The sequence below is a fragment of the Bradyrhizobium sp. URHD0069 genome (assembly GCF_000701345.1).
Lineage (GTDB): Bacteria > Pseudomonadota > Alphaproteobacteria > Rhizobiales > Xanthobacteraceae > Bradyrhizobium.
Genome location: NZ_JNIJ01000027.1, coordinates 1 through 26,520, shown reverse-complemented (window position 1 = coordinate 26,520; position 26,520 = coordinate 1). Strand labels below are relative to the sequence as shown.

Here is a 26,520-nt window from a genome sequence, read left to right as displayed (position 1 = left end):
AACTAAAGAATGAAACGGCTCAAATCCGCGTTCTTGGCGAGATCGCCGACGTGCTTCTGCACATAGGCGGCATCGATCTGGATCGTCTCGCCATGGCGGTCCGGAGCCGCGAATGAAATCTCGTCCAGCACGCGCTCCATCACCGTCTGCAATCGGCGCGCGCCGATGTTCTCCACCGAGGAGTTGACGGCGACGGCCACGTCCGCGAGCGCGTCGATGGCGCCGTCGGTAATATCCAGTGTCACGCCTTCGGTCTGCATCAGCGCGACGTATTGCTTGATCAGCGACGCTTCAGGCTCGGTCAGAATGCGGCGCAGGTCGTCGCGGGTCAGCGCTGCCAGTTCGACACGGATCGGCAAGCGTCCCTGCAGCTCCGGCAGCAGGTCGGACGGCTTGGCGATATGGAACGCGCCCGAGGCGATGAACAGGATGTGATCGGTCTTCACCGTACCGTGCTTGGTCGAGACCGTGGTGCCTTCGATCAGCGGCAATAGATCGCGCTGCACCCCTTCGCGCGACACGTCGCCGCCGCTGCGCCCTTCGCGCACGCAAATCTTGTCGATCTCGTCGAGAAACACGATGCCGTTGTTCTCGACCGCATTGATCGATTCCTGCACCAGTTGGTCGTTGTCCAGCAGCTTGTCGGATTCCTCGTTGACGAGAAGCTCGTGAGAATCCTCAACGGTCAGGCGGCGGGTCTTGGTCCGTCCGCCCAGTTTGCCGAAGATATCGCCGATCGAGATCGCGCCCATCTGAGCGCCCGGCATACCCGGAATTTCAAACATCGGCATTCCGCCCGAGGACTGCGTCTCGATCTCGATCTCCTTGTCGTTGAGTTCGCCGGCGCGCAGTTTTCTGCGAAACGAATCGCGAGTTGCGGCGCCGGAGTTGGCGCCAACGAGGGCGTCGAGCACGCGATCCTCGGCGGCGAGTTGCGCGCGCGCCTGTACATCCTTGCGCTTGCGCTCCCGGGTCTGCGCGATCGCGACTTCGACGAGGTCGCGAATGATCTGCTCGACGTCGCGGCCGACATAACCGACCTCGGTGAATTTGGTGGCTTCGACCTTGATGAACGGCGCGCCCGCAAGCTTGGCGAGCCGCCGCGCGATCTCGGTCTTGCCGACGCCGGTCGGTCCGATCATCAGGATGTTTTTCGGCAGCACTTCCTCGCGCAACGAGCCGGTGAGCTGCAGCCGCCGCCAGCGGTTGCGCAGCGCGATAGAGACCGCACGCTTGGCGTCGGACTGCCCGACGATGAAGCGGTCAAGTTCGGAAACGATTTCACGGGGAGAGAAGTCGGTCATGGGCCTAAGTTAGGTTGAATTGTTGCCGGCACAAGCTGGATTAAATGATCGGCGGACCTGCCTGCCACGTCGACAGGCGGGCCGCGGCGGGTACGGTGTACTCAAGCGTCATGGGTTGCGGACCATCAAAAGGGCGGGTCCGTCAGGCGTATCGACGAGGCGCTCGCGTTGAAAGCCGGCCTTCTCATAAGCGCGTATCGCGCGGGCATTGGCGGGGTCTGGATCGGTGATGACCCGCGGTGCGCCGGCGGCCAGCAGCCGATCAATGAAGATACGAATGAATGCCGATCCATGCCCGCGATCTACCATGTCCAGTTCTCCGATGAACTGGTCAATGCCCCTTGTGCCCGGGGGATGGGCGCCCAATCCGTTATCCGGCCAGACCTCGGGATCGTAGCACTGCAAATATCCGAAGCGGCGATCATCCGTCGCCACGATGAATTGATCCATGGCCTCGACATCGAGGTCACCGCTGACGAGTTCGAATTGCTGGCAAGCATCTCCCCACCATTGCACCACATGCGGTTCTACCAGCCAACGCTTCACCAGCGGCAGATCGGCCTCCGACATCGGAAGAAATTGATAGCGATCAACCGGCATCAACAGCTTTCACACCATGCGTAGCGATCATGAGGAGGGCGCGTCCGTCAGGCGTATCCACCTCCCGGTCGCGGCGAAAACCCGCCTTTTCATAGGCCCGTATCGCGCGCGCGTTGATCGGGCGAGGATCGATCACGACGCGCGGTACGCCGTTGCTCAGCAAAGTCTCAATGAAGGCACGAATGAATGCCGATCCGTGCCCGCGCCCAACCATGTCGGCTTCACCGATGAATTGGTCGATCCCGCGCGTGCCGTCCGGTTGCGGGCCAAAGCCGCGATGCCATTCGCTCATCTTGTAGCATTGCAGGTAAGCCAGCGGGCGGTCATCCAAGGTCACGATGAACTGGGCCATGTCGGGATGGTCGAGTTCGCCGCTGACAAACTCGAATGTCTCGGGATCATGCCACCACTCGGCGACGTGCGGCTCCATCAGCCAGCGCCGCACCAGCGGCAAATCAGTGGCAGTCATGGGACGAAACGCGTAGGCGGGTGGCGCCATCGATCAGCCGCTCTGCAACGTCTCGATGGTCACGTTGCGATTGGTATAGACGCAAATGTCGGCGGCGATATCGAGCGACCGGCGCACGATGGTCTCGGCGTCCTTGTCGGACTCGATGAGCGCTCGCGCGGCCGCCAAGGCATAGTTGCCGCCTGACCCGATCGCCATCACGCCGGCTTCCGGCTCCAGAACGTCGCCGGTGCCGGTCAGAATCAGCGACACATCCTTGTCGGCGACGATCATCATCGCCTCCAAGCGCCGCAAATAGCGGTCGGTGCGCCAGTCCTTGGCAAGCTCGACCGCCGCGCGGGTCAGTTGTCCCGGATATTGCTCAAGCTTGCTTTCCAGCCGCTCGAACAGCGTAAAGGCATCCGCGGTGGCGCCGGCAAAACCGCCGATGACATCGCCCTTGCCGAGTTTGCGGACCTTTTTGGCGTTGGATTTGATGACGGTCTGACCGATCGAGACCTGACCGTCGCCCCCGATCACCACCTTGCTGCCTTTGCGGACCGTCAAAATGGTTGTGCCGTGCCAGACCGGCGATTGGGGTGGTGATGCCTGCATGGAGTACCTCGCGTTCCGCCAAATCTAGGGATTGGCGGACGTGGTTACAATCGGCGTGGTTCAAGGCGTTTTCGGGCCAAAGCCTGCTTCCGACGCGATCCGGGTGTTACCGGTTCGCGTCAACAAAAGTGTTGGAACGGAAAGCGGCGCCGGATTCCGGTCACCATAGGCCGAAGTTCGGCCCCGATCGCGCCATCCCGCAGTAGCGAAGGCGGAATGAGCCTGTTAAAAGGGCCGCGTTTTCGGCCAAGAGTCGGTCAAGGAGTCGATCAAGGGAAAGCATTTTTCATGCGCGTAGCGACGATCAAGCGCAAGACCAAAGAGACCGACATCGAGGTGACAGTGAACCTCGACGGAGCCGGCGTGTCCAACGTCGCGACCGGCATCGGCTTCTTCGACCATATGCTCGACCTGCTGGCCCGGCATTCGCGCATCGACATCTCCGTTAAGGCGGTCGGCGACCTGCACATCGATCACCATCACACCACAGAGGATGTCGGCATCGCGCTCGGCCAGGCGGTGAAGCAGGCGCTCGGCACCATGGCCGGCATCACCCGCTATGCCAGCATCCACATGCCGATGGACGAGACGCTGTCGCGGGTCGTGCTCGACATTTCGGGCCGGCCGGTGCTGGTGTTCAAGGCGGAGTTTCCGCGCGACAAGGTCGGCCAATTCGATACCGAACTGGTTCGCGAATGGTTCAACGCCTTTGCGATCAATGCCGGCGTGACATTGCATGTCGAGACCTTATATGGCGAGAACAGCCATCATATCGCCGAATCCTGCTTCAAGGGTCTGGCGAGGGCGCTGCGCGCGGCGGTCGCGATCGATGCGCGCGCCGCGGGCGAAGTGCCATCCACCAAGGGTCAGCTCGGCAGCTGATTGCTTGTTCTCGGCGGAGAGTAACGATGCCGGCTTTTACAGTTCATGCTCCGGTGACGAATGGCGCCGGGATCGCTGCGACCGAACGATTCGCATTCGTCCGCGACGGCTTTCATTTCTGGGCCGCGGTTCTCGGCCCGGTGTGGCTCGTCTGGTATCGCCTGTGGCTCGTGCTGATCGGCTGGATCATTGTCATGATCGCCGTCGAGGTCGGACTGGCGCGCCTCGGCGCGGGCGCGGCGGCGATTTTTCTCGCCAATATTTTGATCGCGCTGCTGATGGGATTTGAAGCGCCGACCTTGCGGCGCTGGACGCTGTCGCGGCGCAACTGGCGTCAGATCGATATCGTGGTGGCCGACGACCGGGAGACAGCCGAGCGACGCTTTTTCGATCGCTGGACGGCCAAACAGCGCGGCCTGAGCAACGATCAAACGGCGGTCGATCGCGGCGCGCCGCCACCGACGCGGGACGTTCCAGGCCAGCCGTTTTCGCGGCCGCCGCCGTTGCCTGGAAATGAGATCATCGGATTGTTTCCTGAACCGGGAGCGTCGCGGTGAGCGTTGCTATCGTCGACTACGGTTCCGGCAATCTGCACTCCGCGGCGAAAGCGTTTGAGCGGGCGGCGCGGAGCATGGAGGTTCCGGAAAAAATCGTGGTGACCCGCGATCCCGAAACGGTCTATCGCGCCGATCGCGTGGTGCTGCCCGGCGTCGGCGCATTCGCCGATTGCCGCAGCGGTCTCGACGCGCTCGACGGCATGCTCGAGGCGATGACGGAAGCCGTGCGAAACAAGGCGCGGCCGTTCTTCGGCATCTGCGTCGGCATGCAGTTGATGGCGACCCGCGGCAAGGAGCACGTCACGACCGACGGATTCAACTGGATCGAAGGCGACGTCGAAAAGATTTCGCCGCGCGAGGAAAATTTGAAAGTCCCGCATATGGGCTGGAATACGCTCGATCTGATCCGCGAGCATCCGGTGCTCGAGCGGCTGCCGCTCGGGCCGAAGGGTCGCCACGCCTATTTCGTGCACTCCTATCACCTTAACGCGGCCAACGAGGCCGACGTGCTGGCGCGCGCGGATTACGGCGGCCCGGTGACGGCGATCGTCGCCAGGGACACCGCGATTGGCACCCAGTTCCACCCGGAGAAGAGCCAGCGTTTTGGGCTGGCTCTGATTTCGAATTTCCTGAAGTGGAAACCGTGATCCTCTTCCCCGCGATCGACCTGAAGAACGGCCAGTGCGTGCGCCTCGAACAAGGGGACATGGCGCGTGCGACCGTGTTCAACCTCGATCCGGCGGCGCAAGCCCGCGCCTTTGCCGCGCAGGGATTCGAATACCTGCATGTGGTCGACCTCGATGGTGCCTTTGCCGGCAAGCCGATGAATGCGCATGCCGTCGAGGCGATGCTTGGGGCGGTCACCATGCCGGTGCAGCTCGGCGGCGGTATCCGCGATCTCAGCACGGTCGAGGCCTGGCTCGCCAGGGGCGTTGCGCGGGTCATCATCGGTACCGCGGCGGTGCGCGATCCTGAGCTTGTAAAAACCGCCGCGAAGAAATTTCCGGGCCGCGTCGCGGTAGGCCTCGACGCGCGTGACGGCAAAGTCGCGGTCGAGGGCTGGGCGGAGACCTCGGAGGTTACGGCGCTCGAAATCGCGGAGCGATTCGAGGATGCCGGCGTCGCCGCGATCATCTTCACCGACATTGCCCGCGACGGTCTGCTGAAGGGGCTCAATCTCGACGCGACCATTGCGCTGGCCGAGCGCATTTCCATTCCCGTCATCGCTTCGGGCGGCTTCGCCTCGATCGACGATGTGAAAGCGCTGCTGACACCGCGCGCCAAGAAGCTGGCCGGGGCGATAGCGGGCCGCGCGCTCTATGATGGCCGCCTCGATCCATCAGCCGCACTGGCGCTGATCCGCACCGCGCGCGCCGCGGCCTAGGAGGTTCTTGATGTTCAAGGTGCGCGTGATTCCCTGTCTCGACGTCAAGGACGGCAGGATCGTCAAGGGTGTCAATTTCGTCGATTTGCGGGATGCCGGCGATCCCGTGGAAGCGGCGATCGCCTATGACGCAGCCGGCGCCGACGAGCTGTGCTTTCTCGACATTAACGCAACCCATGAAAATCGCGGCACCATGCTGGACGTGGTCCGGCGCACGGCGGAAGCCTGCTTCATGCCGCTGACGGTGGGCGGCGGCGTGCGCACCATCGACGATATCCGCACGCTGTTGCGATCCGGCGCCGACAAGGTCTCGATCAACAGCGCCGCCGTCAGCCGCCGCGAATTCGTCAAAGAGGCGGCCGAGAAATTCGGCGATCAATGCGTCGTGGTGGCGATCGACGCCAAGCGCGTGAAGCGCGGCGGCGGCTCGGAGCGCTGGGAAATCTTCACCCATGGCGGACGCAATTCCACCGGAATCGACGCCATCGAATATGCTCAGGAAGTCGTCTCGCTCGGCGCCGGCGAAATCCTGCTCACCTCGATGGATCGCGACGGCACCCGGCAGGGCTTTGACATTCCGCTCACCCAGGCGGTGGCGGACAGCGTCCCTGTCCCGGTAATCGCGTCAGGCGGCGTCGGCAATCTCGACCATCTGGTCGACGGTATCCGCAAGGGGCACGCCACCGCGGTGCTGGCGGCCTCGATCTTCCACTTTGGGGAATTTACCATACGCCAAGCCAAGGACCATATGGTGCGCGCCGGGCTGCCGATGCGGCTTGATCCCTGACGACTCCCGGTGACAGAAGTGCTAAATCCCGTTGGAATAAACAGCGCTCCGTCCTGCGCGTGAGTTGAGTTGATGTCGCGTTTCACGATCCATGATCTCGCCGCCACCATCGATGCCCGCGCGGCGTCGGGAGGAGAGGCGTCCTATACCCGCAAACTGCTGGACAAGGGTTCCGAGCATTGCGCCAAGAAATTGGGTGAGGAGGCGGTCGAAACCGTGATCGCCGCGGTCGAGAACGATCGCGACCAGCTCATCGCCGAAAGCGCCGACCTGCTGTTTCACCTGTTGGTGCTTTTGAAGTCGCGCGACGTGAAGCTTGAGGATGTCGAAGCCGCGCTGGCGCAGCGCACGACGATGTCCGGACTGGACGAGAAGGCCGCGCGCAAGCGCGACTAGGACGTGATCCTCAAAAGGGGAAGCGGTTTTCCGAGCGGGTCATGTCGCAACGTAATAAGTAGGGACGGCGTCATGGATATGCGGGCGACGGAGCAGCAGTATAATCCGTATCGGATATTCTCCCGGGAGCAATGGGCGCGGCTGCGCGACGATACGCCGATGACGCTCGAGGCCGAGGAGATCGCGAAGCTGCGATCGATGCACGACCGGCTCGATCTCCAGGAGGTCGAGGAGATCTATCTGCCGCTGTCGCGTCTATTGTCGATCTATGTCGATGCCACGCAGCGGCTGTATTACGCGCAACGGCGCTTTCTCGGCATCGAAGACCGCAAGATGCCCTACATTATCGGCGTCGCCGGATCGGTGGCGGTCGGCAAATCGACCACCGCGCGCGTGCTGCAGGCGCTGTTGGCGCGATGGTCGCCGCGGCCAAAGGTCGACCTGGTGACCACGGACGGCTTTCTGTTTCCGAATGCCGCGCTCGAGCGGCAAGGCCTGATGCAAAAAAAGGGTTTTCCCGAGAGCTATGATCTGCCGACGCTGCTGGCGTTTTTGAGCGACATCAAGGCGGGCCGGCGGCCGGTGCGGGCGCCGGTCTATTCGCATTTGACCTATGACATCATTCCGAATGAATGGATCGAGATCGACCGGCCCGATATCCTGATCGTCGAAGGCGTCAACGTTCTGCAGACCGGCCGGCTGCCGCGCGATGGCAAGGCTGTTCCCGTCGTTTCGGATTTCTTCGATTTCTCCGTCTATATCGATGCCGACGAAGCGGTGCTGCGCGAATGGTACATCAGACGGTTCCTGGCGCTCCGGGACACCGCGTTTCACGATCCGCGATCGTATTTCCATCGCTACGCGCCGCTCTCCGACGAGGAAGCCACCGCCACCGCGCTGGCGATCTGGGAGCGCACCAACCTCGCCAATCTCGAGGAGAATATTTTGCCGACACGACCGCGCGCGACGCTGATCCTGAAGAAAGGCGCGGATCACGTGGTTGAAACAGTGGCGCTGCGGCGGCTGTAACATCTCGGCAATAGCGGTGCACGACCAGGTATCGACGGCCACGTGGTTCGAGACGCGCGGCGTTGCCGCGCTCCTCACCATGAGGATGACCTCATCCTGAGGAGGCCGCAACACGGCCGTCTCGAAGGATGAAGCCACCGCATTTTGAAATCAACCAGCCGGTACTAGGCCGCGTGTCGCGACGTATCGCCGCCGAAATGCTCGATGTAGCGCGCACTGATCGCTGCGACCGGCATCACGATCAGCACATCCGTGGTGCCGAACTGATGGTCGATGACGGCGCCGTCGCCGATATAGGCCCCTAAGCGCAAATAGCCCTTGATCAGAGGCGGCAGCTCGTGCAGCGCGGCCTTCGGACTGATCGCCTCCCTGGCCATGCGGTTCATCTCGACACGGCGCGAAGGATGCGCGGCAGCGCGCCAGGCTTCCGGGGCTTGCGCGTAGTGATGCAGAAACGACAGCGGCAGTGCCAGCCGGTCGGGATCGGTGCCCTCGAAGCTGGCGCAGCCGATCATGACATCGAGCCGATGCTGGCGGACATAGCTCCAGATCCCGTGCCACAGCAATTCGACGGTGCGCTTGCCTCGGTAGGGCGGCAGCACGCAGGATCGTCCGAGCTCAAGAAAACGCAAGTCCGCATGGCGATCGATCAGGCCGGCGATATCGAACTCGTCTCCGGTATAAAAGCCGCCATGGTCTTCCGCCACATCCTGGCGCAGCAGGCGGTAGGTACCGACCACCGGCTGCTTCCCGCTCATCGATGGCTTGGCGGCGTGATCGATCACCAAGAGATGATCGCAAATCTTGTCGAACGCGTCCTTGTCGCGGCGCGCCAGCAATGTGGCGGCGTCGGCAATGGCGGTGCCGTCCCTGTAGAACACGCGATAGCGCAGCTTCTGGGCGCGCTTCACCTCGCGTTTGCCCTCGGCCAGCCGCACCTCGAGCGCGCCGAGTCGCCCGAGCGTGGCAGGAAAAATCGGAAACCTCGGCCCGATAGCGCCGGATGGAGCCGGCAGCGGCTTGAACCAGGTCATTGCCGTCTGCGCTGCGGTCCCGACATTCTCCGGCCGCAACATCTGAATCAGGCGCTGCGCCGATCGCGCCAGCTGGTCGCCGTGCATAGAATCCTCGCGACCGCCTGCATCCCTTGCCGAATCGGTGCGGTCTTCGAGGTTCAGAAATCACGGCCATTCGACAGCCATGTGACACCGCCTTTGTCGGCGTGTGACGCGGGTGTGCGGATGGTTCGCTTCGTCGCTGACGCTCGTCGCAACGACAGGCGGGTGGCGCTTCAGGCGGCGAGATGCCGCGAGGCTGCCAGGCCTGCAAGCGCCTCGGCGAGCTTTTCGCGGTCGAGCGGCTTGATCAGAAAGCCATCCATTCCGGATTCGAAGCAGGCGTAGCGATCCTCGACCAGCGTATTCGCGGTGAGGGCGAGGATCGGCGTCCGGCGGCCCGGCTGTTCGGCCTCGTAAGCGCGGATACGCTTGGTGGTTTCGATGCCGTCGAGTTGCGGCATCTGGATATCCATCAGAATGAGATCATAGGGCGCGGCCGCGGCGTTGGCTGCCAGCCAGGATTCCAACGCCGCTTCGCCGTCGGTGGTGATGACGGCATGATGCCCCAATCGCGACAAAAGCGAACGCACCAATAGCGCGTTGATCTCGTTGTCTTCGGCGACCAGGATGGAAAGACCTCGCGCCGGCGCGGTTGGCGGCATCTCGACATGGTCGGGCGCCTCGATCGCGGCATTGCCGGCAAGCTTCGGCGCAAGCACCTCGGGCGCCATCGTCAGGCGGGCCGCGAGCGACGCCACGCGCAATGGCTTCACCAGGTAGCCGGTGAAAGCCGAGGAGGTGGAGGAGAGTTGCAACTCGTGCCGCGCCGCAGGCGTGAACAGCACGATCCGCTGCGGGGCGAAAGGGCGGGCGGCGTCAGCGAGCGCCTCGATATCTTTAGCGCCCAGGGCGTGATCGAGCAGAACGGCGTGCCAGGATCGTTCCGGCAACAGAGCCTGCGCCACCGCGATATCGGACACCAGGCAGGTCTGGCCGCCCCAGCGCTGCAGCCGCCGGGCGACCAGCGATGCCTCGATACTTTGAGGCGACACCAGCAGGATCGCCTGGCCGCTCAAATCCGGCGCCGTGAAGGCTATTTGTTCGTTGGCTTCTCTTTCGCCGTCATGGCCGTCGGGGGGCAGCGGAACCGACACCTCGAATGTCGAGCCGACACCCGGCTGGCTTTCCAGCGTGATGCGGCCACCCATTCGCTTGACGATCCGTTCGCTGATGCTCAAGCCAAGGCCGGTGCCGCCATAGTTGCGGGCGATGCGCTCGTCGGCCTGCTCGAACTCGCGAAAGATCCTTTGCTGCGCTTCCGGCGCGATGCCGATGCCGGTGTCGCGCACCAGGAAGCTGATTTCATTGGGCCAGATGCCGGGCTCGACAATCAGCGCCACGCCGCCGGTCGGGGTGAACTTGATCGCATTGCCGGCGAGATTGAGCAGCACCTGTCGCAGCCGCGCCGCATCGCCGACCACTTTCGTCGGTAGCCGCTCGTCGACATAGGCCGCGATCTCGAGTTGTCTCACCTGCGCCCGCGGCGCCAGCAGTTCGGTGATGTCCTCGATCAATGCGGCCAGCGCGAACGGCCGGTGCTCGAGGTCGATCTTGCCGGCCTCGATCTTGGAATAGTCCAACAGTTCCTCGATCAGCGAGAGCAGCGCGTCGCCCGAGGTCTTTACGGCCTTGGCATAGGTCATCTGCTCGGGCGTCAGCGGCGTATCCAGAAGCAATCCGCTCATGCCGATGATGCCGTTGAGCGGCGTGCGAATTTCGTGAGAGGCCACCGCGAGAAAGCGCGACTTGGCGCGGTTGGCGGCGTCGGCCTGATCGCGCGCCTCGGCGAGCGCGCGTTCGGTCTCGGTGCGGTCGGTGACGTCGCGGCCGACGCATTGCATCTCCGCAGGCCGGCCTGCATCGCTGCGGACCAGGCCTTCGCGCCATGCGATCCATCGCGGTCCGAGCGCAGTTGCAATCTTCTGGTCATGGATCCGTGTGCCGTCGGCCTCAAGCGCGGTGTCGCCTTGCTCAATCACTTCGAGTCCAGAGCGGCTGCCGATCAGCGCGCCGCGCGGCTGTTTGGCGAGTTCGCAATAGGCGTCGTTGACGAAGGTGATGCAGCCCTCGGCGTCGCGCAGCACGATAAGGTCGCCTTGCGATTCGAACAGGCTGCGGGCGCGCTGCTCGGCCTCCTGCAGTTCCCAATTGCGGTCGGCGAGCGTTTCGTTGTGGAGCGCGAGCTTGCGAAATTTCCGGCGCATCCAGCGCAGCCGAAAGCTTAGGGTGGCGAGTGCGACGCAAGCTATCGCGAACAGGAAGCTGATTCCGGTCGCAAAGGCGTGGGGGTCATAACCGGAGTTGTCGGACAAGCTGCCGGCGATGAATCCACTGGCGCCGCCGAAGGCGGCAGAGAAGATGATGAACGAGCGGATCGCGAAAACAAGCCACGGATGGCGTCGCGTGAAGCGGCGTATGCGTAACTTGATCCGTAAAACCCGCCCCATCGCGAAACTACCCTGAGATTGCCTTGTGATTGGTTTGCGTGGCCGACATTCGAGACTGCTCCGGCGCGCGCCGTGTGCTTGATGCGACGATGCGGTGGCGACCTTGCAAAGTGCTTGAGGCCGAACAGCGTTGCTCGGGCAGATGAGAACAGGGTTGATAAAACGTTAAGACGCCGGGTTCAGAGCGATGCGGCCTCCAGGCGGCGGTGTCCGCCGCCGGCGCCGACGATCAGGGCGGCGGCTTCGCGCTCGGTAAATGTCTTTGATCTGACAAAGATCCGGTAATCGGCGGGGCCGTCATTCGAGAGATAGATGACCGGCGCTGACGCCGAGGGGTTTGCCGAGATCGCCACCAGCCGCGTCGCCGCATTGGCTTCGCAGGCGCCGGCCTCGCGACTATCGACATCGTCGACGACCACAAAGTCCGCCGTGTCGGCACTATCTGCCATCTGGACCCGCACGGTTGCGGTTGCCGGATCGTCGGTGAAGCTGACGTGAAGCTGGGCCTGCCAGGGCACTAACGCGAGCTGGACCGATGTCTCGGCGATTGCGATGCAGGGATGCGGGCCGGGCAACAACTCGCCGCGCGCGATCACACCGGCAACAAGCAATGGAACAACTGATACCAGAATCTTGAAACGCAACATCACACACTCGTTCGACGATAAGCCTCGTGAAGACGCGGGGCTTATGGTTGGCAGAGTCTAAACAAAACTCGTTACCGGCTGGTTGACGTGGCCGAGGCGCGAAGCATCGCGATGTAGTCTGGCTAATACAAGGAGCGCACGACGCCGCGCGTCTCGAACCACGCGGCCGCGACAAGCGCGCGATCATGATTTGGACGTAACTGAAACGCTCTAAGCGGCGCGCCTGAGATCTTCGGCCAGCGCGCGATAGGACAAGGCTTCGGCGAGATGCAGCCGGCCGATCTTGTCCGAGCCATCGAGATCGGCGAGCGTCCGGGCGACGCGCAGCACGCGATGATAGCCGCGCGCCGACAGCCGCATGGTCTCGGCGGCGTCGCGCAGCAGCTTCTGGCCCTGCGCATCCGGTTGCGCGACGGTTTCCAGCACCGACGCCGGCGCCTCCGCATTGGTGCGGATATGCGGCAATCCGGCCGCCGTGTAGCGCGCCAGCTGGACGTCGCGCGCAGCGGCGACGCGCCCGGCGACTTCCGCCGATCCTTCCGCCGGCGGCGGCAGGATCAGATCCGCGGCGGTCACCGCCGGCACCTCGATCCTCAAGTCAATGCGATCCATCAAGGGGCCTGAGATGCGCGCCTGATAGTCGGCGGTGCAGCGGTCGATCCGTCCGCGCTTGCAGGAATAGCCGGGCTCATAGGCGTGGCCGCAGCGGCAGGGGTTCATCGCCGCGACCAGCATGAAGCGCGCGGGATAGGTGACGCGATGATTGGCGCGCGACACCGCGACCTCGCCGTTTTCGAGCGGCTGGCGCAGCGAATCCAGTACCCTCGGGTCGAACTCCGGCAACTCGTCGAGAAACAGCACGCCCTGATGCGCCAGCGAGATTTCGCCGGGTTTCGCCCGCATGCCGCCGCCGGTCAGTGCGGCCATGCTGGCGGAATGATGCGGGGCGCGGAACGGTCGTCGCGCCGTGAGCGCACCGCCCTCGATTTCGCCGGCCACCGACGCGATCATCGAGACTTCGAGCAATTCGGACGGCGACAGCGGCGGCAGGATCGAGGGCAACCGCGCCGCCAGCATCGACTTGCCCGCGCCGGGAGAGCCGATCATCAGGATATGGTGGACAATTAACGAAAAATTCTGTACTAATTCCGGATGGTTAACCCGCCCCCTTCCGCTCGGCCAAAGGCCTACTCCTACGTCCGGATGTCCAACGAACTCCAGTCGAGGGGCGATAGCCTCCGTCGTCAGCGTGAGGCTTCCAAGAAATACGCCGAAACCCATGGCTTAGAGCTGGTCGAGGACATCGATCTCCACGACATCGGTGTCTCCGCCTATGCCGGGAAAAATATCGCATCAGGCAAGTTCGGGCAGTTCCTGACGGCGGTTCGGGACGGGCAGATCGAGAAGGGATCGTATCTCCTGGTCGAATCGTTCGACCGTATGAGCCGCCAGGAGCCAATTGTTGCTCTTCAACCGTTTATGGACATCGTCAATAGCGGCCTGAAGCTGGTCACCCTGGATGACGAGCGAGTATTCAGCGGAAAAATCAGCTTCGAAGACCTGATTATTTCGATCGCCAAGATGAGCAGGGCGAACGAAGAATCGGCCCGCAAAAGTGATCGAGTAGCCAAGGCTTGGAAAAACAAGCGCGACACAGCTGGCACGAAAAAGCTGACCGCCCGGTGCCCGAGCTGGCTGCGGTTGCTCGATAATCGGCAAGGGTTTGGGATTGTTGAGGACCGCGCTCGGATCGTTCGACGCATGTTCGAGGAAGCGGTAGCCGGTCTTGGTGCGTTTTCAATCGTGCGGCGATTGAACGACGAGGGCATCCAAACCTTTAGCGGAAAAGCCGGATGGCAGACGTCCACAGTCAACAAAATCATCGGAAGCAAATCGGTGATTGGCGAGTTTCAGCCAAGCCGAATGATCAATGGGAAACGCAAGCCGGAAGGAGATCCGATCAAGGGCTATTTCCCCCGAATCATCGATGACGACAAGTTTTACGCGGCTCAGCGGGGTCGCCTGGAGCGCCGGACGACGGGAACCGCCGATCGCAAGGGAAGCGGCGGAGCGAAGGGTAAGAGGTTCTCTAACCTGTTTTCGAAGCTTGCTGTTTGTGACAACTGCGGCTCGCCTATGCAGTACGAAAACAAGGGAGTGCCGCCGAAGGGCCAGTCCTACCTTGTATGTTCGAACGCGATCCGCAAACACGGCTGCTATGTCGTGGCACGCTGGCGGTACGACCACTTCGAGACAATGTTTCTGTCGTTTGTCGAGAGGCTTGATCTCGCATCGATCGTGTCTGTCGAACAGCACAACAGCAAGCGCAACGATCTCACTCGCCAGTTAGATACGTTGGCTGGTCGGGAGAAAATGCTCCAAGCGGAAATGGAACAGACGTATTCCGTTCTGAAGGAGGGCGGTCAAACCAGTGAATTTTTGGCGAGGAAATTTGCAGACGCTGAGAGCGCGCTATCGAGCGTCAAAGCCAACAAGGCGGATATGCAGACCGAACTGGCCGCGCTGGAAACAACTTCGCTCGGCTACTACACGAACCAGGGGCACATGAGTGCCCTGATCGAGAAGGTTCGCGCACATAACGGCGGTGACGTCTACAAGATCCGGTCGATGATCGCATCACGTCTTCAGTCCTTAATCAAAGAGTTGAGACTCACCGTGGCTGAAAACATCGATGACGAGCAGCACTTCGAAGTCATGTTCCGCGACGGCAGTGGCATGAAGCTGTTCGTTGACCCGAAGAATCCTTTGAGGTTCACGCAAAAAGTCAGCGGAAAGGGTGGTGAATTCGAGCTGGTCACCGATGATGGGCGAATCATCGCATTGCCCGCCGACGCCGAAGCAGAAGACGGGTATTGATGGCGGTCCAAGCTAAATATTCGGGATATAAAGAATCCCAAACGGGTCACTTTTTGCGTGAAATTTTCCCAGTGGAGATCCTGCCGGGTGGGGTGGGTAAAGCAGAGGTGAGATAGTCGTTATCGCGCTCCAAAGCCTTACGGCACGGAGGCACCCACATGAGACGAGTCGAGCTGGCCGCAGTTTTTTCCCAGACCAACCAAGCGTAACCCGTCGCCGTCGAAGCCTTCCGATCGAGTCTACCGCGCAACATCGGAACGCGCTCGGTGTACTGAGCAAATTTGGTGGGGGGATTCTTCTCAAAGATGTTGCGATATCGGCCGACGCTTTCGATGAAAACTGTGCGTGCCAGAATGGCTACGCCTCGCCTCGCAACCAACAACGATCGCTGAACGAAATCTTCAGCTAATCGAAAGGGCGGATTAGTGATGACCCAGTCGACCGCGTTTGCTTCGTAAGGAACGTCAAGATAATTGCGGACTGCACCGTACCCGTACTGGAAGGCATCGGAAGCCCGAACTTCACCGAAATACTCTTTCAGTACTTTAGCCATGTGCCCAGCTCCGCAGGCCGGTTCTAGGCAACTCATCTCTGAGAAAGGTCCGCACTCAGGAATAACATGCTCCATAAAGCCACGCGTCGCCCAAGGCGGCGTGGGGAAATCATCCGGACTATCCGGAGCCTCGATGCGCTGAGCCATCACTGCATGTGAGCGATTTTGCATCTGAATTCCTCGCGCGCGCTAGATACGAGCTAGCAAATCGTACAGTTGGACCTTGAAGTATGCATTTGCCTCTTCAACCAGATCGTAGACCGGAAAGCCGAAGTGTTCGTTAAGCTCCGATCCAATGAGGGAATAAGGCCTGGGTATCGATCGCCGGCCATAATAGAAAATGATACGCGCCTCAGCCTTTTCGGCCGCAACGTTGGCCGTTGCGCCGTAGCTCTTGAGCAGCATCTGCGTCACGATCAAGTCTCGCTTTATGGACCGAATCTTTCCGGCATCAAACTGCCCGTTTCCGCGCTTGATCTCGTATGCACGCAGTGTCTGGTCAGCACTATCAAATACCATCATATCGATTTGCAGCGTGCGAGTGCTCTCGCCATACGGAAGGAGCGTTGAATCGTATGCTGCTGCCGTTTGCTGACCAATTATCTGATCTGCTGCACGGGAAACCCTGAAGGTGTCCTCCCTCCAGACGCGATGTCGATTGCTCTCACGAAGGCTTTCTCGCAGGGCAAACTCGAGAATCGTTCCGTGCCGCTTGTACGCCGAACTGATGATGCTAGTCAGTCGAGAATATTTCTCGCCCGCGATGGGATCGACGACAAAGCGGGCCGATGCCAAGGTCGAAATAGTTTGGTCGACGATCGGTTTGACGCGGTCGATATAGGGCATGGCTAATCATCAATTATTGCAATTCTCCCACGTTTATCACCTTTAGGTTGCGCTTCGTCGCGATTGTTAGGAAATGGTTAATGGAGCGCACCGTGCGTGAGCGCTTGTGAGGCTATAGCACTCCAAACTGGAGATGATGTTTTGACCGTCTGCGGTAGAACTTCCTGCCCGTCGCTGTCGCAAATTCCCGCATCGCTTAATGTCTCGCAATCTCGCTTGTAAGATCGACGCGTCAAATCCGCATCCAACTTCGTTCTGAGTGATGCTGTAGACTCGTTGGCAGCTCCGCGATTTTTGCTGGGGCTAAACACCTTACATTTGGGCGAGAATTTCCGTTCATGATTTTTTGATCTGTCTCTCGACAAAACGGTCATCCGCTAGCAGATTGGCGACCTGTGGGAACTGGGGGCGCCAATGAGCTGGGGATTCGAGAGAGGTCGCGTCTACAATCGACGGGCCGACATTCACAACCGATTTGAGGGTCAACAACAGGGCGGGATCATCACGCCCAAGCAGTATCCACTCGTCCTCATCATTACCGGCGAAGAGGGACTCTCGCACGGCTATGCGGACCGACAGAGGCCCGATGGGGTGTTTGAGTATTTCGGCGAAGGTCAAACTGGCAACATGTCATTGCAGAAAGGCAACAAAGCGGTCGCCACCCATTCGGCTGAGGGCAAGAGCCTACTTCTATTTCGCAAGGCACGCGAGGGCCTAATTTTCGAGGATGAGATGGTATATGAAACCCATCACATCGAGCGGGCACCGGATAGTCACGGTAACGAACGCGATGCAATTGTTTTTGAACTTCGACCGTTGTCAGCCATTGTGGAGACCGTGGAGTCAACCGAAGACGACGTACCCGCGACAAACTTAGACGAACTTCGGCGACGGGCTTACTCGGCAGCAGGGATATTTCCACCGGAGCGGGTTGCTGGGTTTCGGAACGTTTATCTGCGCAGTGAAGACGTCAGGGCATATGTCCTAGGGCGCGCAAAAGGATGTTGCGAAGGGTGCAAGACTGCGGCCCCTTTCTTCCGGAAGGACGGTTCGCCTTACCTCGAACCTCATCACATCCGACGCGTGAGCGACGGTGGACCTGACGATCCAGCGTTTGTGATTGCGCTATGTCCGAATTGCCATCGCCGTGTCCATGCCGGCAGTGACGGGACGAGCTATAACGCCATGCTTCTGACAAGCATGGTTACGATCGAACCAAAATTTGAAGATGAGCCCGTGGCTGAATCCGCATAACGTCGCGGTTCGTGCATTTTGGTTATGGAACATTGATCGTCCCATTTCCACTGCAAGCGATCAGGCTCAATAGCCGCGTCGGGCGAATTAGTGTCCGCGCATGACGGTGAAGATATAGCGATCGACTATAGGTTTCCGGGTGCATAGGATTTTTACCTTCATCAGATCGAGCAGCGATCACTAAGAGCAAATTGAACATCCAAGGAAATCTAGATGGATTGGAAAGCGTTTGTCGCGAGTATGACGACCTCGTTAGCGTGGCCGGTGGTCGCAGTGATAATGATTGTCGTTTTTCGGAATCAAATTCGTATCCTCTTCGCGCGGTTCAAAAAGATTGGTGCAGGGAGCCTCCAACTGGAGCTTGCGGATCAAATTGATAAGGCCCGTGACGAAGCGGAGATCGTTCAATCCGAACAGAGTGCCTTACCGAGCAGCGCTACTCAGCTGGACCATGCGACGGTTGAGCTGGCACGTGCTTCTCCAGCCATGGCTGTGCTGCAGTCATTTAAGGAAGTCGAAGCGCTTCTGTTAGTGATACGGTCTCAATTACCCGACAACAAGCCACATCGGAATCTCAATGAAGTCCTTGGATATCTCAAAGGACGGGATCTTATTTCGGAGAGTGTAGTCTCGCTATTTCAACGTCTGCGAAAGGCTACAAAGTCCGCTACACACGCAGCCCAGGAAAGTTTGACGCCGGGTGAGACATTTGAGCTTATTGCACAGAGCCGCCTGCTGTTGGAGGTTCTGAAAACGGCTCAAGGGCGACTGGCAATGAGACCGTCCTGAGAGCTCTCGTCGAGCCCCAATTGTTTTTCTCTGGTAGCTCCACTCTATCCAGGAAATTCTGAAATGTACGTTGGCTATTTCGACGAGGTCAAAGCAGATAGACCTCAGGGGCGAGACAACTACCTCGTCGCCGGCTTGATTATTCCGATGGATCAGATTGGACTGATAGAAGGTCAATTGACCGCGCTTTCTCATGAGCTCTTCGGAACGCGAGAACTAACCCTGGCTACTGAATTTCATGCCGATCACATCTATCGAGGTCGTGGTAACTTCAGCGGTAAGACAATGGCTGAGCGGGCAGAGATCCTAGGCAAGCTTGCAAAGATCATCGGGGATAACGTCTACATCAGCAAAGTCTATGCAGCGATCAATACGTCGAAAATCTTCAACCAGGATCAGGCGCCAGAATTTGCGTTCGCGCATTTTGTAGAGCGTGTGCAGATGTGCGTGTGGGATAAGCCGTGCGTATTAATAGGAGATCAAGACGACGAGCAGGCGCGAAACATGGTGAGAGACTTCTCTCAATATCGAGCTAAGGGAACGCCTTGGGCCCACGGAATTGAGATTAAGACGGTGGTCGACACAGTGCACTTTTGCAAGTCACACTACTCTCGTTTGATACAGCTGGCGGATGCTTACGCCTGGTTGGTTGTTCATCGATGGGGACTGCGAAAAGGACCAATGGCAAGGTTGGTGGACGGCGCTGTCAAGGAAATCAATTTATTTCCCCAGCGCTATAAATATTGGCCCAACACATAATCAACCGCCAGAATGGGATTGGGGACTAGCTTGTCGTCCCCGGCAAGAGGTTGCCTTTTGTAGGAGATGGAGAAATAGCGTGGAGTCGCTTCAGGTAGTTCTTGACCGTCTGAGGATAGAATCTTCTACCTGTAACCGTCATGATCCCCGCATCGTTTAAATGTCTCGCGATCTCGCTACAAGATCGCCGCATTAAATCCGCATCCAATTTCGTCCTGAGCATAGCTGCGAATTCGTCGGCTGCCTTGCGATTCTTTGCGGCCAAATTTTGTCCGTTTGCGCCAAGAATTACGCCTCGTCGTTTCGCCTCAGCCAAAGCTGCCTTCGTCCGTTCGGAAATCAGCCGGCGCTCTTCCTGGGCGAGCGCAGCGAAGATGTGCAGCTGGAAGTCTGTCGCGTTGGGCATTTCAGCGCAGACTAGGCCGATACCCTGCTCCAGTATATTGGCAATGAAACTGACCCGCCGGGAGAAGCGGTCAAGGCGCGCAATCACAATTCTTGCGTCTTCGCGCTTAGCCATCTGGATGGCCCGCTGAAGTTCAACGCGGGAATCGTCTCTCCCTGATTGAACGTCGCAGAACTCGCCGATCAACTGGTCCACGGGTGTCAAAAATTCCTTGATCCTCCATTTTTGCGCAGCAAGACCAAGGCCGGACTTTCCCTGGCGCTCCGTGGACACTCTGTAGTAGGCGACGAATAAGGACATGCTGCTGAAGAAGGTCCAACAGCTTGACGTGAAGCACAACAGGTTGTCAGGATCCACTCAACGGCATCGTCACGTGTATGTCTCTCGAAGCCGACAGCTTTACAGTTCGCTGCATTACACGGGTAATGTGCGCAATGTATTTAGCCGGAACAATAGGTCCTAGCGAGACTCCGCAACTACTCTCGTCCAACAACGGTGAGCCTTGGTCAGCGCTGAAACCTCTCGAAGGTGTCTTCGAGCGCGGGTTCTTCATCCAATTCGTTGGACCAGCGGTTCGGCCCCTCTGCCGGATAAACCAGCAACGAGATAGCCATGTCATGGTATTCAGCAAAAATCACAGATTCAAAGACTGGCTCGCGTCCGTTCCATACGCCTGCTGGATGCAAAAACTCAGACGTAGCAGCCTTTGGCCCTAGCGCTGCAAGCGAGGCGGCGGGAAGGGGAATGGTTTGCTGTCTCGCCTTGAAGTAGACACCCGACTTCAACAGCGGTGGGCTGCTCCATGACCAGTCAATAAATCCGTCCTTGCTGACAACGATCATGGCGCGTCGCGTAGTAATCTCAAGCCATTTAAGTACGGCTGCTGTTAGCGAAACCTCGTAGCGATCACGCAAAGGTTCGAACTGCGCCAAAGTCGGACGTCGGAACTCGGAAGTCTGCACTCGGAAATCGTCGGGCGGCATCAAGAGCTGAGAAGCGAACCGGTTCGCCTCTGCTTCTATCTTGCCATATTCTGAATCCCAGGCCCACATGTCGCGTCGCGAGCAGAAAATCGGGTTGCTACTATTCTCGCGATGAAGCAGGTAGTGACCGAGTTCATGCCCGAGCGTGAAGTTGATTCGGCCTTTAGACTTAATAGATGAATTATAGAAGATGCCCCACTCCCCGTTGTTCGTCGGATTTGGCACAAGGGCACCCTCGAACTTGGTTCCGAGTTTCTCTCCTTCTACGAGCGTGATAGGTGAGTCGGGGAATACGTTTCGCGAGTAGTCCTGCGCGATGGCAGCTACATCGATAGGAAAGCGCGGAAGCTTTTGTATTTCGCGCGCGGCCTTGACCACCGCCGACACACGGGCGGCCCAGCCTTCGGGAGTTGATGGTCGTTTTATTTTTTCTTGCCCCATAGCTCGATCATTTGGACGATCTTGTTTTTCTCGTCGTCTTCTAGACGATTAAATTTGCGGAAGAACGCCTCTTTAAGCTGAGAGTCATCGAACTCGGCCTTATCGTCGAGAAGGTACTCGGTAGTCACCGACAGAACCCGGGCAATATCGCTCAGCTTTTCCGCCGAGGGTTTGCTGTGCTCGCGATTCTCTAACTCCCATAGGTAACTCTTACTTGAGCCGGACAGCTTGGCCAGCTCGTCCAGTGAATATCCTTTTTCCGTTCGAAGCTTTTTGAGTTTGTCGCGGAGAGTGGCCGGCATAAATCGTGCGATTCTTGAGCTATTTGAAGCATTTGTCTCGTTCGGTATATACCGAACGGTTTTGACCTTGACAAGCGTACACAATGTTCGGTATGCCGAACGCTCCAATATGGATCCTCCGTACGGAAGGACTGAAACATATGAGTATGACGGAAGGCGACATTGCACCGCCCGAGCACGAGAAAGATGACAAAAAGCACCTAAAAGTAACCCTCGTTTGGGGCGGCACCGGTGAAAGCAAGGAAGCCGAGGTTGGGGTGGAGGAGACGGCTGGCCAAGTCTTCGACTTGGTTTTCAAGCGCTTCCACCAGCAACAGTCGGACCAGGATACCTTTGAAGTGAACGGAAAGGATTTTCCCCGCTCCCGGTTCGGCGAGACCGTGAAATCCTTGATCGAGCAATTGGGCAAGGAGCTCGTGTTCGAGGCGATTCCGCCCACGTCGGGTGCATAGCCATGGCCCTCGGAGCGATCGCCAACGCTGCGCTTGACGATCATCTCCCAGTGCTGCGGGACGGATTTTACGCAGAGCGAAACGGCTGGGAGGTGGACATAAATTGGGAAACCGGTCTGTGCCACGTCCGGCTACGTTGCGCTCCGCCGAACGCCACCGACAAAGAGGTGCGGCATGAATACATGCTGCGCCTCTCATTTGACTATTACCCGCGAGAGCAGCCCGGCGTGATCTTCGTTAACCCGGCCACACGCGAGATAGGGTCGAGCGGAGATTTTGAACGCTGGTGGCCGAACGTGGACGGTAATCCGTGGATTAATATCCAGATCAACACGGGCGATCCGTCGAAATCGTATCTGTGTTTTCAGTGGACGCAGGAATTTAAGCAAACGCATGCAGCGCCCGAGCAATCGGATCCCAAGAAATGGGACCCGCAAAAGCACACTGTCGCCAGTGTTGTGAACATGGTGCAACGAGCCTTGAGTAGCGTCCACTACAAAGGCTTCAGAAAACAATGATTACCGAACTCCCGCAGTGTATCGGCCGTCTCCTGGTTACACCGGGAGTTCTGGAGCGTTCTCGCGAACTGCTTGACCCTTTTCGTACTCTTCGCGTCGAAGGTTGTCTCTTGTGGTATGGTTTCGTACTGGACAGCCAAAGCTGCCTTGTCACAACATGCGTGTGCCCCACCCAAAAGAGCGATGCCACAACGTATGATATTCCTGCGGAATCGATGCGGGACGTGCGGCGAGCCGTACGACCACACGGGCTCCTGTTGCTCGTGCAAATTCACAGTCATCCCACGCGAGCGTTCTTCTCCGTAGAGGATGAGGAGCACGCGCTCAACAGCAGGCCCGGCGCTCTCAACATGATCGTTCCCGACTACGGCAATGCCCGCTGGATCGAGCAAAATCGGTTCTGCATAGTTGAGCGAAACGAAACCGGTCAATGGGAGCGGTGGTCCTCCAAAGACTGGAACCGGCTCATCATTGTGCCCGATGCACTCCCGTTCGCCTTAAGATCATGATCGACATCAACAAGCTTGCTGATCGCCACGAGCGGCTACACAAAAGGCATCAATCAGCGTTCGGTAGCCAATTGCCTGATGCTGGCGTTGTGATCGTCGCCGATCCCAATTTCATCCGAACGTTCAGCGGGCAGGTCACATGGGCGACCCTGCTCAATCTCATTGCGCGACTATATAAAGGGATCCGTCATATCCGCATCGTTGTCGACAGCGATGTTCCTCGTCTCTCGCATGTTTTCTTTCCGAATGCATCGGAAGGCTTGCGTGCAGCATCGCTGCGCTTTCTCGAACAACTCAATGAAGACGCGTTCACGATTGGAGAGGGGCTTCCGCCAAACGATGGTCCCGACTGGATCTGGATTCACGTTGGAGCGTGGGACCCGCGCCATCCGCCGGGAACGGCCGTTGCTGGCCAGGGCTGGTTGGCCTTCGTGAACGACGAATCGTGGCGAGGTCTTGCGAGCGTATCTAATCCCATCGGACCGATGGTCGCTGCGTGCCTCGGCACGGCCGAGATATACAAGGCACTCTATCCGCTCAGCGATAAAAGGGAGCAAACCCGGATTGTGCTCTCCGCGTTCGATTACTCGGCTGATCTCTCCTCAAACCCAGTACTACCGGCGTCAATTCATCTTCCAGAGACTTACATCGCGGGTTGCGGAGCGGTAGGGATGGCCCTGTTGCTGCTTTTGAACAGCACTCCGGCCATCAGCTCGGGAAGCGGTCTTCACGTCGTGGAAGATGACGCTCTGGACGACACCAACATGAACCGGTGCGTGCTCACGATTTTGGAAGATGTTAACTCTCGTAAAACCAAGATTATCGAAGAACGGCTTGATACCGCTCGCCTGGCGCTCAAAACACACGATTTGAAATGGCAGGCGTTCGTTCACGCGCCAGAGTATAGCGATGCATTAAATTTCGAAAGGGTCGTGTCGTGCGTCGACAAATACTCGGCCCGTGAGGCAGTACAATACGACCGGCTTCCGAAGGTACTTCTGACTGCTGGCACCGGGGATTTCTTGTTGTCAGTCTCTCGACACGTTCTCGACGACGGCCTGTCTTGCGGCTTATGTTACCAAGCCAAAGACCCCGAAGTGGGCTGTGCAATTGCGACCGAAGGCGCGCAGCGCGCCTTTGAGGTGCCAGTTGATCCTTCCATTAGTTTCGTATCGGCTTGCGCCGGCGTTCTTCTCGGTGGCGAATTATTGAAGGAGATAATCCCAGAACTAAACATTGGCCGGATTCAAAATACCGTCCGAATGCAAGTTCTGACCGGTGCCGCAAAGGAAAAAGCGAGGGCAAAGGACCCTGGGTGCAATTGCTCATCTAAATATGTCGCTATTGGATATAAAAATACTTGGCGCAGCTCAGACGTGGCAGACGAACCTTCATCGCCTTCAAGAACCATCACATGATGCAAACTATTCTCAAACAAATTGGACGATTGTGGCAGGCGTTACGCCGGCAGCGACGCCTTGATGGTATAGCATTCGTGGCGAGCAGAGGCGAGTTGCCACCCGATCTCGGCAGGAAGCTCTATCTTGTCGGGGTGAGCCCGGTCCAGTGGGCAGTTTTGAATTGCCCGTGCGGATGTGGCGAACGAACCAATGCTAAGATCGGAATTCCAAGTCGAACAAGTTGGAGTCTGGCGCTAACCGCAGGAAAGGCGACACTCACGCCCTCACTCCTTATGCCAATCAATAAGTGTGGGAGTCACTTCTTCGTCCGCGAGAACCGCATCATTTGGGTTTAGGTTCGTCTTCCGCGATGATAGCTCGTCCCCCTAGGGTGCCAAATGCGCAATAGAAATCTTTAAGCCATCTAGGAATAGGCTGCTGAATGGACCTATTGAACCGGTAAGACTATTCAGCGCTTAAACCATAAACCAGCGTTTATGTTTGACGGCAGAAGCTCCGCTCCGCATCCATCGCACCAGCAGTCTCTTGGAGGCGATTCCCAGCGCCAAGTCCGCGAGACCCTTTGTCCGCCTTCCGAGTAGGAGCGGACTTCGTGGTTGATCGTCCTGACGTCCGCTAGACCACCTACACTTGAGACATGCCGACTGTATTAAGCGATGTCCGCTTTCAAGGGTAACTCGGAAGACATTTGCTCACATTGAGTTCTTCTCAGTTTGACCCACTCCGGACATCCACAAGATGCAGCTCTTGCATATCTCTTGATACACCCTGCGGCTTGAAAGAGGATGTCGTCCGAGCCTCGGAGTCGCAAAGGCGGGGGGCAAAAATGCGCAAGGGGAATGCTAACCGGTGTCCATTTTCCAAGCTTGGTTTACGACCGAGAGTATCAGGTTTCGGGTTCGAGCGCTGAAGGCGCGGTTTCGCGATCAAAAGGCTGAGTTCGACGTTATCAGGCAGCACCTGCGGCCAAGCGATATCGCGTGTGACATCGGCGCCAACAAAGGCAGCTTCATCAATTGGCTGTCGTGGTGGGCCCACGATGGCCGGGTGGTCGCATTCGAGCCACAGCCGGACTTGGCCCGCTATCTAACGAACATCTGCCGCGTGCTGGGGCTTGGCAACGTGAAGGTAGAAGCTAAAGCCGTCTATTCGCATTCTGGCGATCAGGACCTATTTCTGCCAAAAGGCCATCAACCCGGCGCGTCCCTCCATCACCGGGCCATGGAGGGAGAAAGCTTCACAACTCTGTCTGTGCCGACGATCGCGTTGGACGATTATTTCGACGTGAGCGACAAGGTCACGCTTCTCAAGATCGATGTGGAGGGCGCTGAGTTCGGGGTTTTCAAGGGCGCGGAGCGGATTTTGCGGCAGTACGCGCCATTGCTCGTTTTTCGAGTGCGAAAACCGGCATCTCGCGCCTGGCAATGTGCAGGACGTATTTTCTTATCTTGAGAGCCTCGGCTATGAAGGAAGCTTCGTTTGCGGCAATCAGGTTCTGCCGATCTCCAGGTTCGATGCCGCCGTTCATCAGCACCAGGACGGAGAATGGTTCTGGATGAGCAAGGACTACTGCAACAATTTCATCTTTCGCAAAAACGCGCGGCACGAGTGATACTACATATTGAGTGGATATGCTTGGTGATCGGCGACTTCCGGGTTTGGCACAAATGCGAAGTGCCGACTGCATCGAGCAATGTCCGAATTCGAGGGCGAAGCGGAAAACATATGCTCGTACTGAGTTCTTCTCAGTTTGGCCCCCGTACCGGAAATCGCGCCTTCTGACGAACGGTCGCTGTCGCGCCGCAAAATGGCCAAGCCGCAGTCATTCGACTTCGAAAATTGCCTCACATATCACTGCAACTTGGAAGGGCAAGGACCCCATTCCTGGCGCTAGTCGCGCGCCTTTGCCCTGGTCGCCGAAGACTTCGACCATTAGATCGGAAAAACCATCCACGACTTTCGCTTGCTCTTTGAAGTCGGGTGTTGCGTTTACCATGCCCTGGACTCGCACAACCCTTTTCACTCGATCGAGGCTGCCGAGGGTCTGGCGAACGTTAGCTAACATGACCAAACCGACTAGCCGAGCGGCTTGATATCCCTGCTCAGTTGTAAGCTCGGTTCCAACCTTTCCGATGATCACCTTGCCGTCGGTATTTCGGGGGCCAACGCCCGACATAAACAAAAGATTGCCGACCT

General features: G+C 58.6%; 30 protein-coding genes and 1 pseudogene. 17 read left to right on the top strand and 14 right to left on the bottom strand.

Annotated elements, in window-relative coordinates; translation table 11 throughout:
* Positions 1-2 precede the first annotated feature (2 nt).
* The 4 genes from hslU to hslV form a co-directional block, all read right to left on the bottom strand.
* The gene (gene hslU / locus N554_RS0117520; RefSeq protein ID WP_029584650.1) at positions 3-1,304 is read right to left on the bottom strand and encodes an ATP-dependent protease ATPase subunit HslU; all 1,302 of its coding nucleotides are present in this window, start codon (positions 1,302-1,304) and stop codon (positions 3-5) included.
* 108 nt (positions 1,305-1,412) lie between these two features.
* The gene (locus N554_RS0117515; RefSeq protein ID WP_029584649.1) at positions 1,413-1,904 is read right to left on the bottom strand and encodes a GNAT family N-acetyltransferase; all 492 of its coding nucleotides are present in this window, start codon (positions 1,902-1,904) and stop codon (positions 1,413-1,415) included.
* Positions 1,894-2,403 (bottom strand): GNAT family N-acetyltransferase, encoded by a 510-nt coding sequence (locus tag N554_RS0117510; RefSeq protein ID WP_051677543.1) that lies wholly within the window; start codon positions 2,401-2,403, stop codon positions 1,894-1,896. The genes N554_RS0117515 and N554_RS0117510 overlap by 11 nt, the downstream gene beginning before the upstream one ends.
* 3 nt (positions 2,404-2,406) lie before the next feature.
* Complete coding sequence (hslV, locus tag N554_RS0117505; protein WP_029584647.1) at positions 2,407-2,967, bottom strand: ATP-dependent protease subunit HslV; 561 nt, start codon at positions 2,965-2,967, stop codon at positions 2,407-2,409.
* Positions 2,968-3,255: 288 nt separating this feature from the next.
* On the opposite strand from hslV, the gene hisB reads away from it, so the two are divergent.
* From hisB to coaA, 7 genes are all read left to right on the top strand, one after another.
* Positions 3,256-3,849 carry an imidazoleglycerol-phosphate dehydratase HisB gene (hisB, locus tag N554_RS0117500; RefSeq protein WP_029584646.1) on the top strand — a complete coding sequence of 198 codons (594 nt, stop codon included), beginning with the start codon at positions 3,256-3,258 and terminating at the stop codon, positions 3,847-3,849.
* A gap of 26 nt (positions 3,850-3,875) precedes the next feature.
* On the top strand, positions 3,876-4,406 hold the full coding sequence (locus N554_RS0117495) for a DUF2628 domain-containing protein (protein ID WP_029584645.1): 531 nt from the start codon (positions 3,876-3,878) through the stop codon (positions 4,404-4,406).
* Complete coding sequence (gene hisH, locus N554_RS0117490; RefSeq protein ID WP_029584644.1) at positions 4,403-5,053, top strand: imidazole glycerol phosphate synthase subunit HisH; 651 nt, start codon at positions 4,403-4,405, stop codon at positions 5,051-5,053. Before N554_RS0117495 ends, hisH begins: the two co-directional genes overlap by 4 nt.
* Complete coding sequence (hisA, locus tag N554_RS0117485) at positions 5,041-5,790, top strand: 1-(5-phosphoribosyl)-5-[(5-phosphoribosylamino)methylideneamino]imidazole-4-carboxamide isomerase (protein ID WP_197033614.1); 750 nt, start codon at positions 5,041-5,043, stop codon at positions 5,788-5,790. Before hisH ends, hisA begins: the two co-directional genes overlap by 13 nt.
* A gap of 10 nt (positions 5,791-5,800) precedes the next feature.
* Positions 5,801-6,577 carry an imidazole glycerol phosphate synthase subunit HisF gene (hisF, locus tag N554_RS0117480; protein ID WP_029584642.1) on the top strand — a complete coding sequence of 259 codons (777 nt, stop codon included), beginning with the start codon at positions 5,801-5,803 and terminating at the stop codon, positions 6,575-6,577.
* Positions 6,578-6,649: 72 nt separating this feature from the next.
* The gene (locus tag N554_RS0117475; RefSeq protein ID WP_029584641.1) at positions 6,650-6,973 is read left to right on the top strand and encodes a phosphoribosyl-ATP diphosphatase; all 324 of its coding nucleotides are present in this window, start codon (positions 6,650-6,652) and stop codon (positions 6,971-6,973) included.
* A 72-nt stretch (positions 6,974-7,045) separates the two neighbouring features.
* Positions 7,046-8,002 carry a type I pantothenate kinase gene (gene coaA / locus N554_RS0117470; protein ID WP_029584640.1) on the top strand — a complete coding sequence of 319 codons (957 nt, stop codon included), beginning with the start codon at positions 7,046-7,048 and terminating at the stop codon, positions 8,000-8,002.
* Positions 8,003-8,166: 164 nt separating this feature from the next.
* On the opposite strand, the gene N554_RS0117465 is transcribed toward coaA, so the two are convergent.
* The 4 genes and pseudogenes from N554_RS0117465 to N554_RS0117450 all read right to left on the bottom strand — a co-directional run.
* On the bottom strand, positions 8,167-9,123 hold the full coding sequence (locus tag N554_RS0117465; RefSeq protein WP_029584639.1) for a l-ornithine N(alpha)-acyltransferase: 957 nt from the start codon (positions 9,121-9,123) through the stop codon (positions 8,167-8,169).
* A 170-nt stretch (positions 9,124-9,293) separates the two neighbouring features.
* Positions 9,294-11,567: a PAS domain-containing hybrid sensor histidine kinase/response regulator gene (locus N554_RS0117460; RefSeq protein ID WP_029584638.1), complete on the bottom strand. Its 2,274-nt coding sequence runs from the start codon at positions 11,565-11,567 to the stop codon at positions 9,294-9,296.
* Positions 11,568-11,746: 179 nt separating this feature from the next.
* Positions 11,747-12,214, bottom strand: coding sequence for a hypothetical protein (locus N554_RS0117455; RefSeq protein ID WP_029584637.1), 468 nt, complete (start codon positions 12,212-12,214; stop codon positions 11,747-11,749).
* A 210-nt stretch (positions 12,215-12,424) separates the two neighbouring features.
* A pseudogene (locus N554_RS0117450) lies at positions 12,425-13,480 on the bottom strand (YifB family Mg chelatase-like AAA ATPase); the annotation flags it as partial.
* Here N554_RS0117450 and N554_RS36000 point away from each other — a divergent pair.
* Positions 13,418-15,091 (top strand): recombinase family protein, encoded by a 1,674-nt coding sequence (locus N554_RS36000; RefSeq protein ID WP_197033612.1) that lies wholly within the window; start codon positions 13,418-13,420, stop codon positions 15,089-15,091. The pseudogene N554_RS0117450 and the gene N554_RS36000 overlap by 63 nt on opposite strands.
* Positions 15,092-15,137: 46 nt before the next feature.
* On the opposite strand, the gene N554_RS0117440 is transcribed toward N554_RS36000, so the two are convergent.
* Together N554_RS0117440 and N554_RS0117435 are read right to left on the bottom strand one after the other, a co-directional pair.
* Complete coding sequence (locus N554_RS0117440) at positions 15,138-15,644, bottom strand: SAM-dependent methyltransferase (protein WP_245283638.1); 507 nt, start codon at positions 15,642-15,644, stop codon at positions 15,138-15,140.
* A gap of 189 nt (positions 15,645-15,833) precedes the next feature.
* On the bottom strand, positions 15,834-16,490 hold the full coding sequence (locus tag N554_RS0117435) for a hypothetical protein (protein ID WP_029584634.1): 657 nt from the start codon (positions 16,488-16,490) through the stop codon (positions 15,834-15,836).
* A gap of 414 nt (positions 16,491-16,904) precedes the next feature.
* Here N554_RS0117435 and N554_RS0117430 point away from each other — a divergent pair, with 414 nt between their 5' ends.
* From N554_RS0117430 to N554_RS37395, 3 genes are all read left to right on the top strand, one after another.
* Entirely contained in the window at positions 16,905-17,744 is an 840-nt protein-coding gene (locus N554_RS0117430; protein ID WP_029584633.1) for an HNH endonuclease, read from the top strand.
* 213 nt (positions 17,745-17,957) lie between these two features.
* Positions 17,958-18,533: a hypothetical protein gene (locus tag N554_RS0117425; protein WP_029584632.1), complete on the top strand. Its 576-nt coding sequence runs from the start codon at positions 17,958-17,960 to the stop codon at positions 18,531-18,533.
* 63 nt (positions 18,534-18,596) lie between these two features.
* Positions 18,597-19,292 (top strand): DUF3800 domain-containing protein, encoded by a 696-nt coding sequence (locus tag N554_RS37395; RefSeq protein WP_051677541.1) that lies wholly within the window; start codon positions 18,597-18,599, stop codon positions 19,290-19,292.
* 25 nt (positions 19,293-19,317) lie between these two features.
* Here the strand turns inward: N554_RS37395 and N554_RS0117415 are convergent, their stop codons facing one another.
* The 3 genes from N554_RS0117415 to N554_RS0117405 all read right to left on the bottom strand — a co-directional run bounded on the left by N554_RS0117415 (position 19,318) and on the right by N554_RS0117405 (position 21,424).
* The gene (locus N554_RS0117415) at positions 19,318-20,055 is read right to left on the bottom strand and encodes a recombinase family protein (RefSeq protein ID WP_245283637.1); all 738 of its coding nucleotides are present in this window, start codon (positions 20,053-20,055) and stop codon (positions 19,318-19,320) included.
* A 149-nt stretch (positions 20,056-20,204) separates the two neighbouring features.
* Positions 20,205-21,122, bottom strand: a complete 918-nt coding sequence (locus tag N554_RS0117410) for an ImmA/IrrE family metallo-endopeptidase (RefSeq protein WP_081851299.1) — start codon at positions 21,120-21,122, stop codon at positions 20,205-20,207.
* Positions 21,104-21,424 (bottom strand): helix-turn-helix domain-containing protein, encoded by a 321-nt coding sequence (locus N554_RS0117405; RefSeq protein WP_029584628.1) that lies wholly within the window; start codon positions 21,422-21,424, stop codon positions 21,104-21,106. Before N554_RS0117405 ends, N554_RS0117410 begins: the two co-directional genes overlap by 19 nt.
* 140 nt (positions 21,425-21,564) lie before the next feature.
* On the opposite strand from N554_RS0117405, the gene N554_RS0117400 reads away from it, so the two are divergent.
* The 6 genes from N554_RS0117400 to N554_RS35990 all read left to right on the top strand — a co-directional run bounded on the left by N554_RS0117400 (position 21,565) and on the right by N554_RS35990 (position 25,776).
* A complete protein-coding gene (locus tag N554_RS0117400; protein WP_156041963.1) occupies positions 21,565-21,876 on the top strand; it encodes a hypothetical protein in 312 nt (103 codons plus the stop codon).
* 2 nt (positions 21,877-21,878) lie between these two features.
* Positions 21,879-22,394 (top strand): hypothetical protein, encoded by a 516-nt coding sequence (locus tag N554_RS0117395; RefSeq protein ID WP_029584626.1) that lies wholly within the window; start codon positions 21,879-21,881, stop codon positions 22,392-22,394.
* Positions 22,391-22,903, top strand: a complete 513-nt coding sequence (locus N554_RS43045) for a Mov34/MPN/PAD-1 family protein (RefSeq protein ID WP_036053468.1) — start codon at positions 22,391-22,393, stop codon at positions 22,901-22,903. Before N554_RS0117395 ends, N554_RS43045 begins: the two co-directional genes overlap by 4 nt.
* Positions 22,900-24,321, top strand: a complete 1,422-nt coding sequence (locus N554_RS0117385; RefSeq protein ID WP_029584624.1) for a ThiF family adenylyltransferase — start codon at positions 22,900-22,902, stop codon at positions 24,319-24,321. Before N554_RS43045 ends, N554_RS0117385 begins: the two co-directional genes overlap by 4 nt.
* Positions 24,318-24,659, top strand: coding sequence for a ubiquitination-like system serine protease family protein (locus tag N554_RS43040; protein WP_371259496.1), 342 nt, complete (start codon positions 24,318-24,320; stop codon positions 24,657-24,659). The genes N554_RS0117385 and N554_RS43040 overlap by 4 nt, the downstream gene beginning before the upstream one ends.
* A gap of 514 nt (positions 24,660-25,173) precedes the next feature.
* Positions 25,174-25,776 (top strand): FkbM family methyltransferase, encoded by a 603-nt coding sequence (locus tag N554_RS35990; protein WP_371259495.1) that lies wholly within the window; start codon positions 25,174-25,176, stop codon positions 25,774-25,776.
* A 370-nt stretch (positions 25,777-26,146) separates the two neighbouring features.
* On the opposite strand, the gene N554_RS0117375 is transcribed toward N554_RS35990, so the two are convergent.
* The coding region (locus tag N554_RS0117375) for a RidA family protein (protein ID WP_029584623.1) at positions 26,147-26,520 on the bottom strand (374 nt) is incomplete at its 5' end.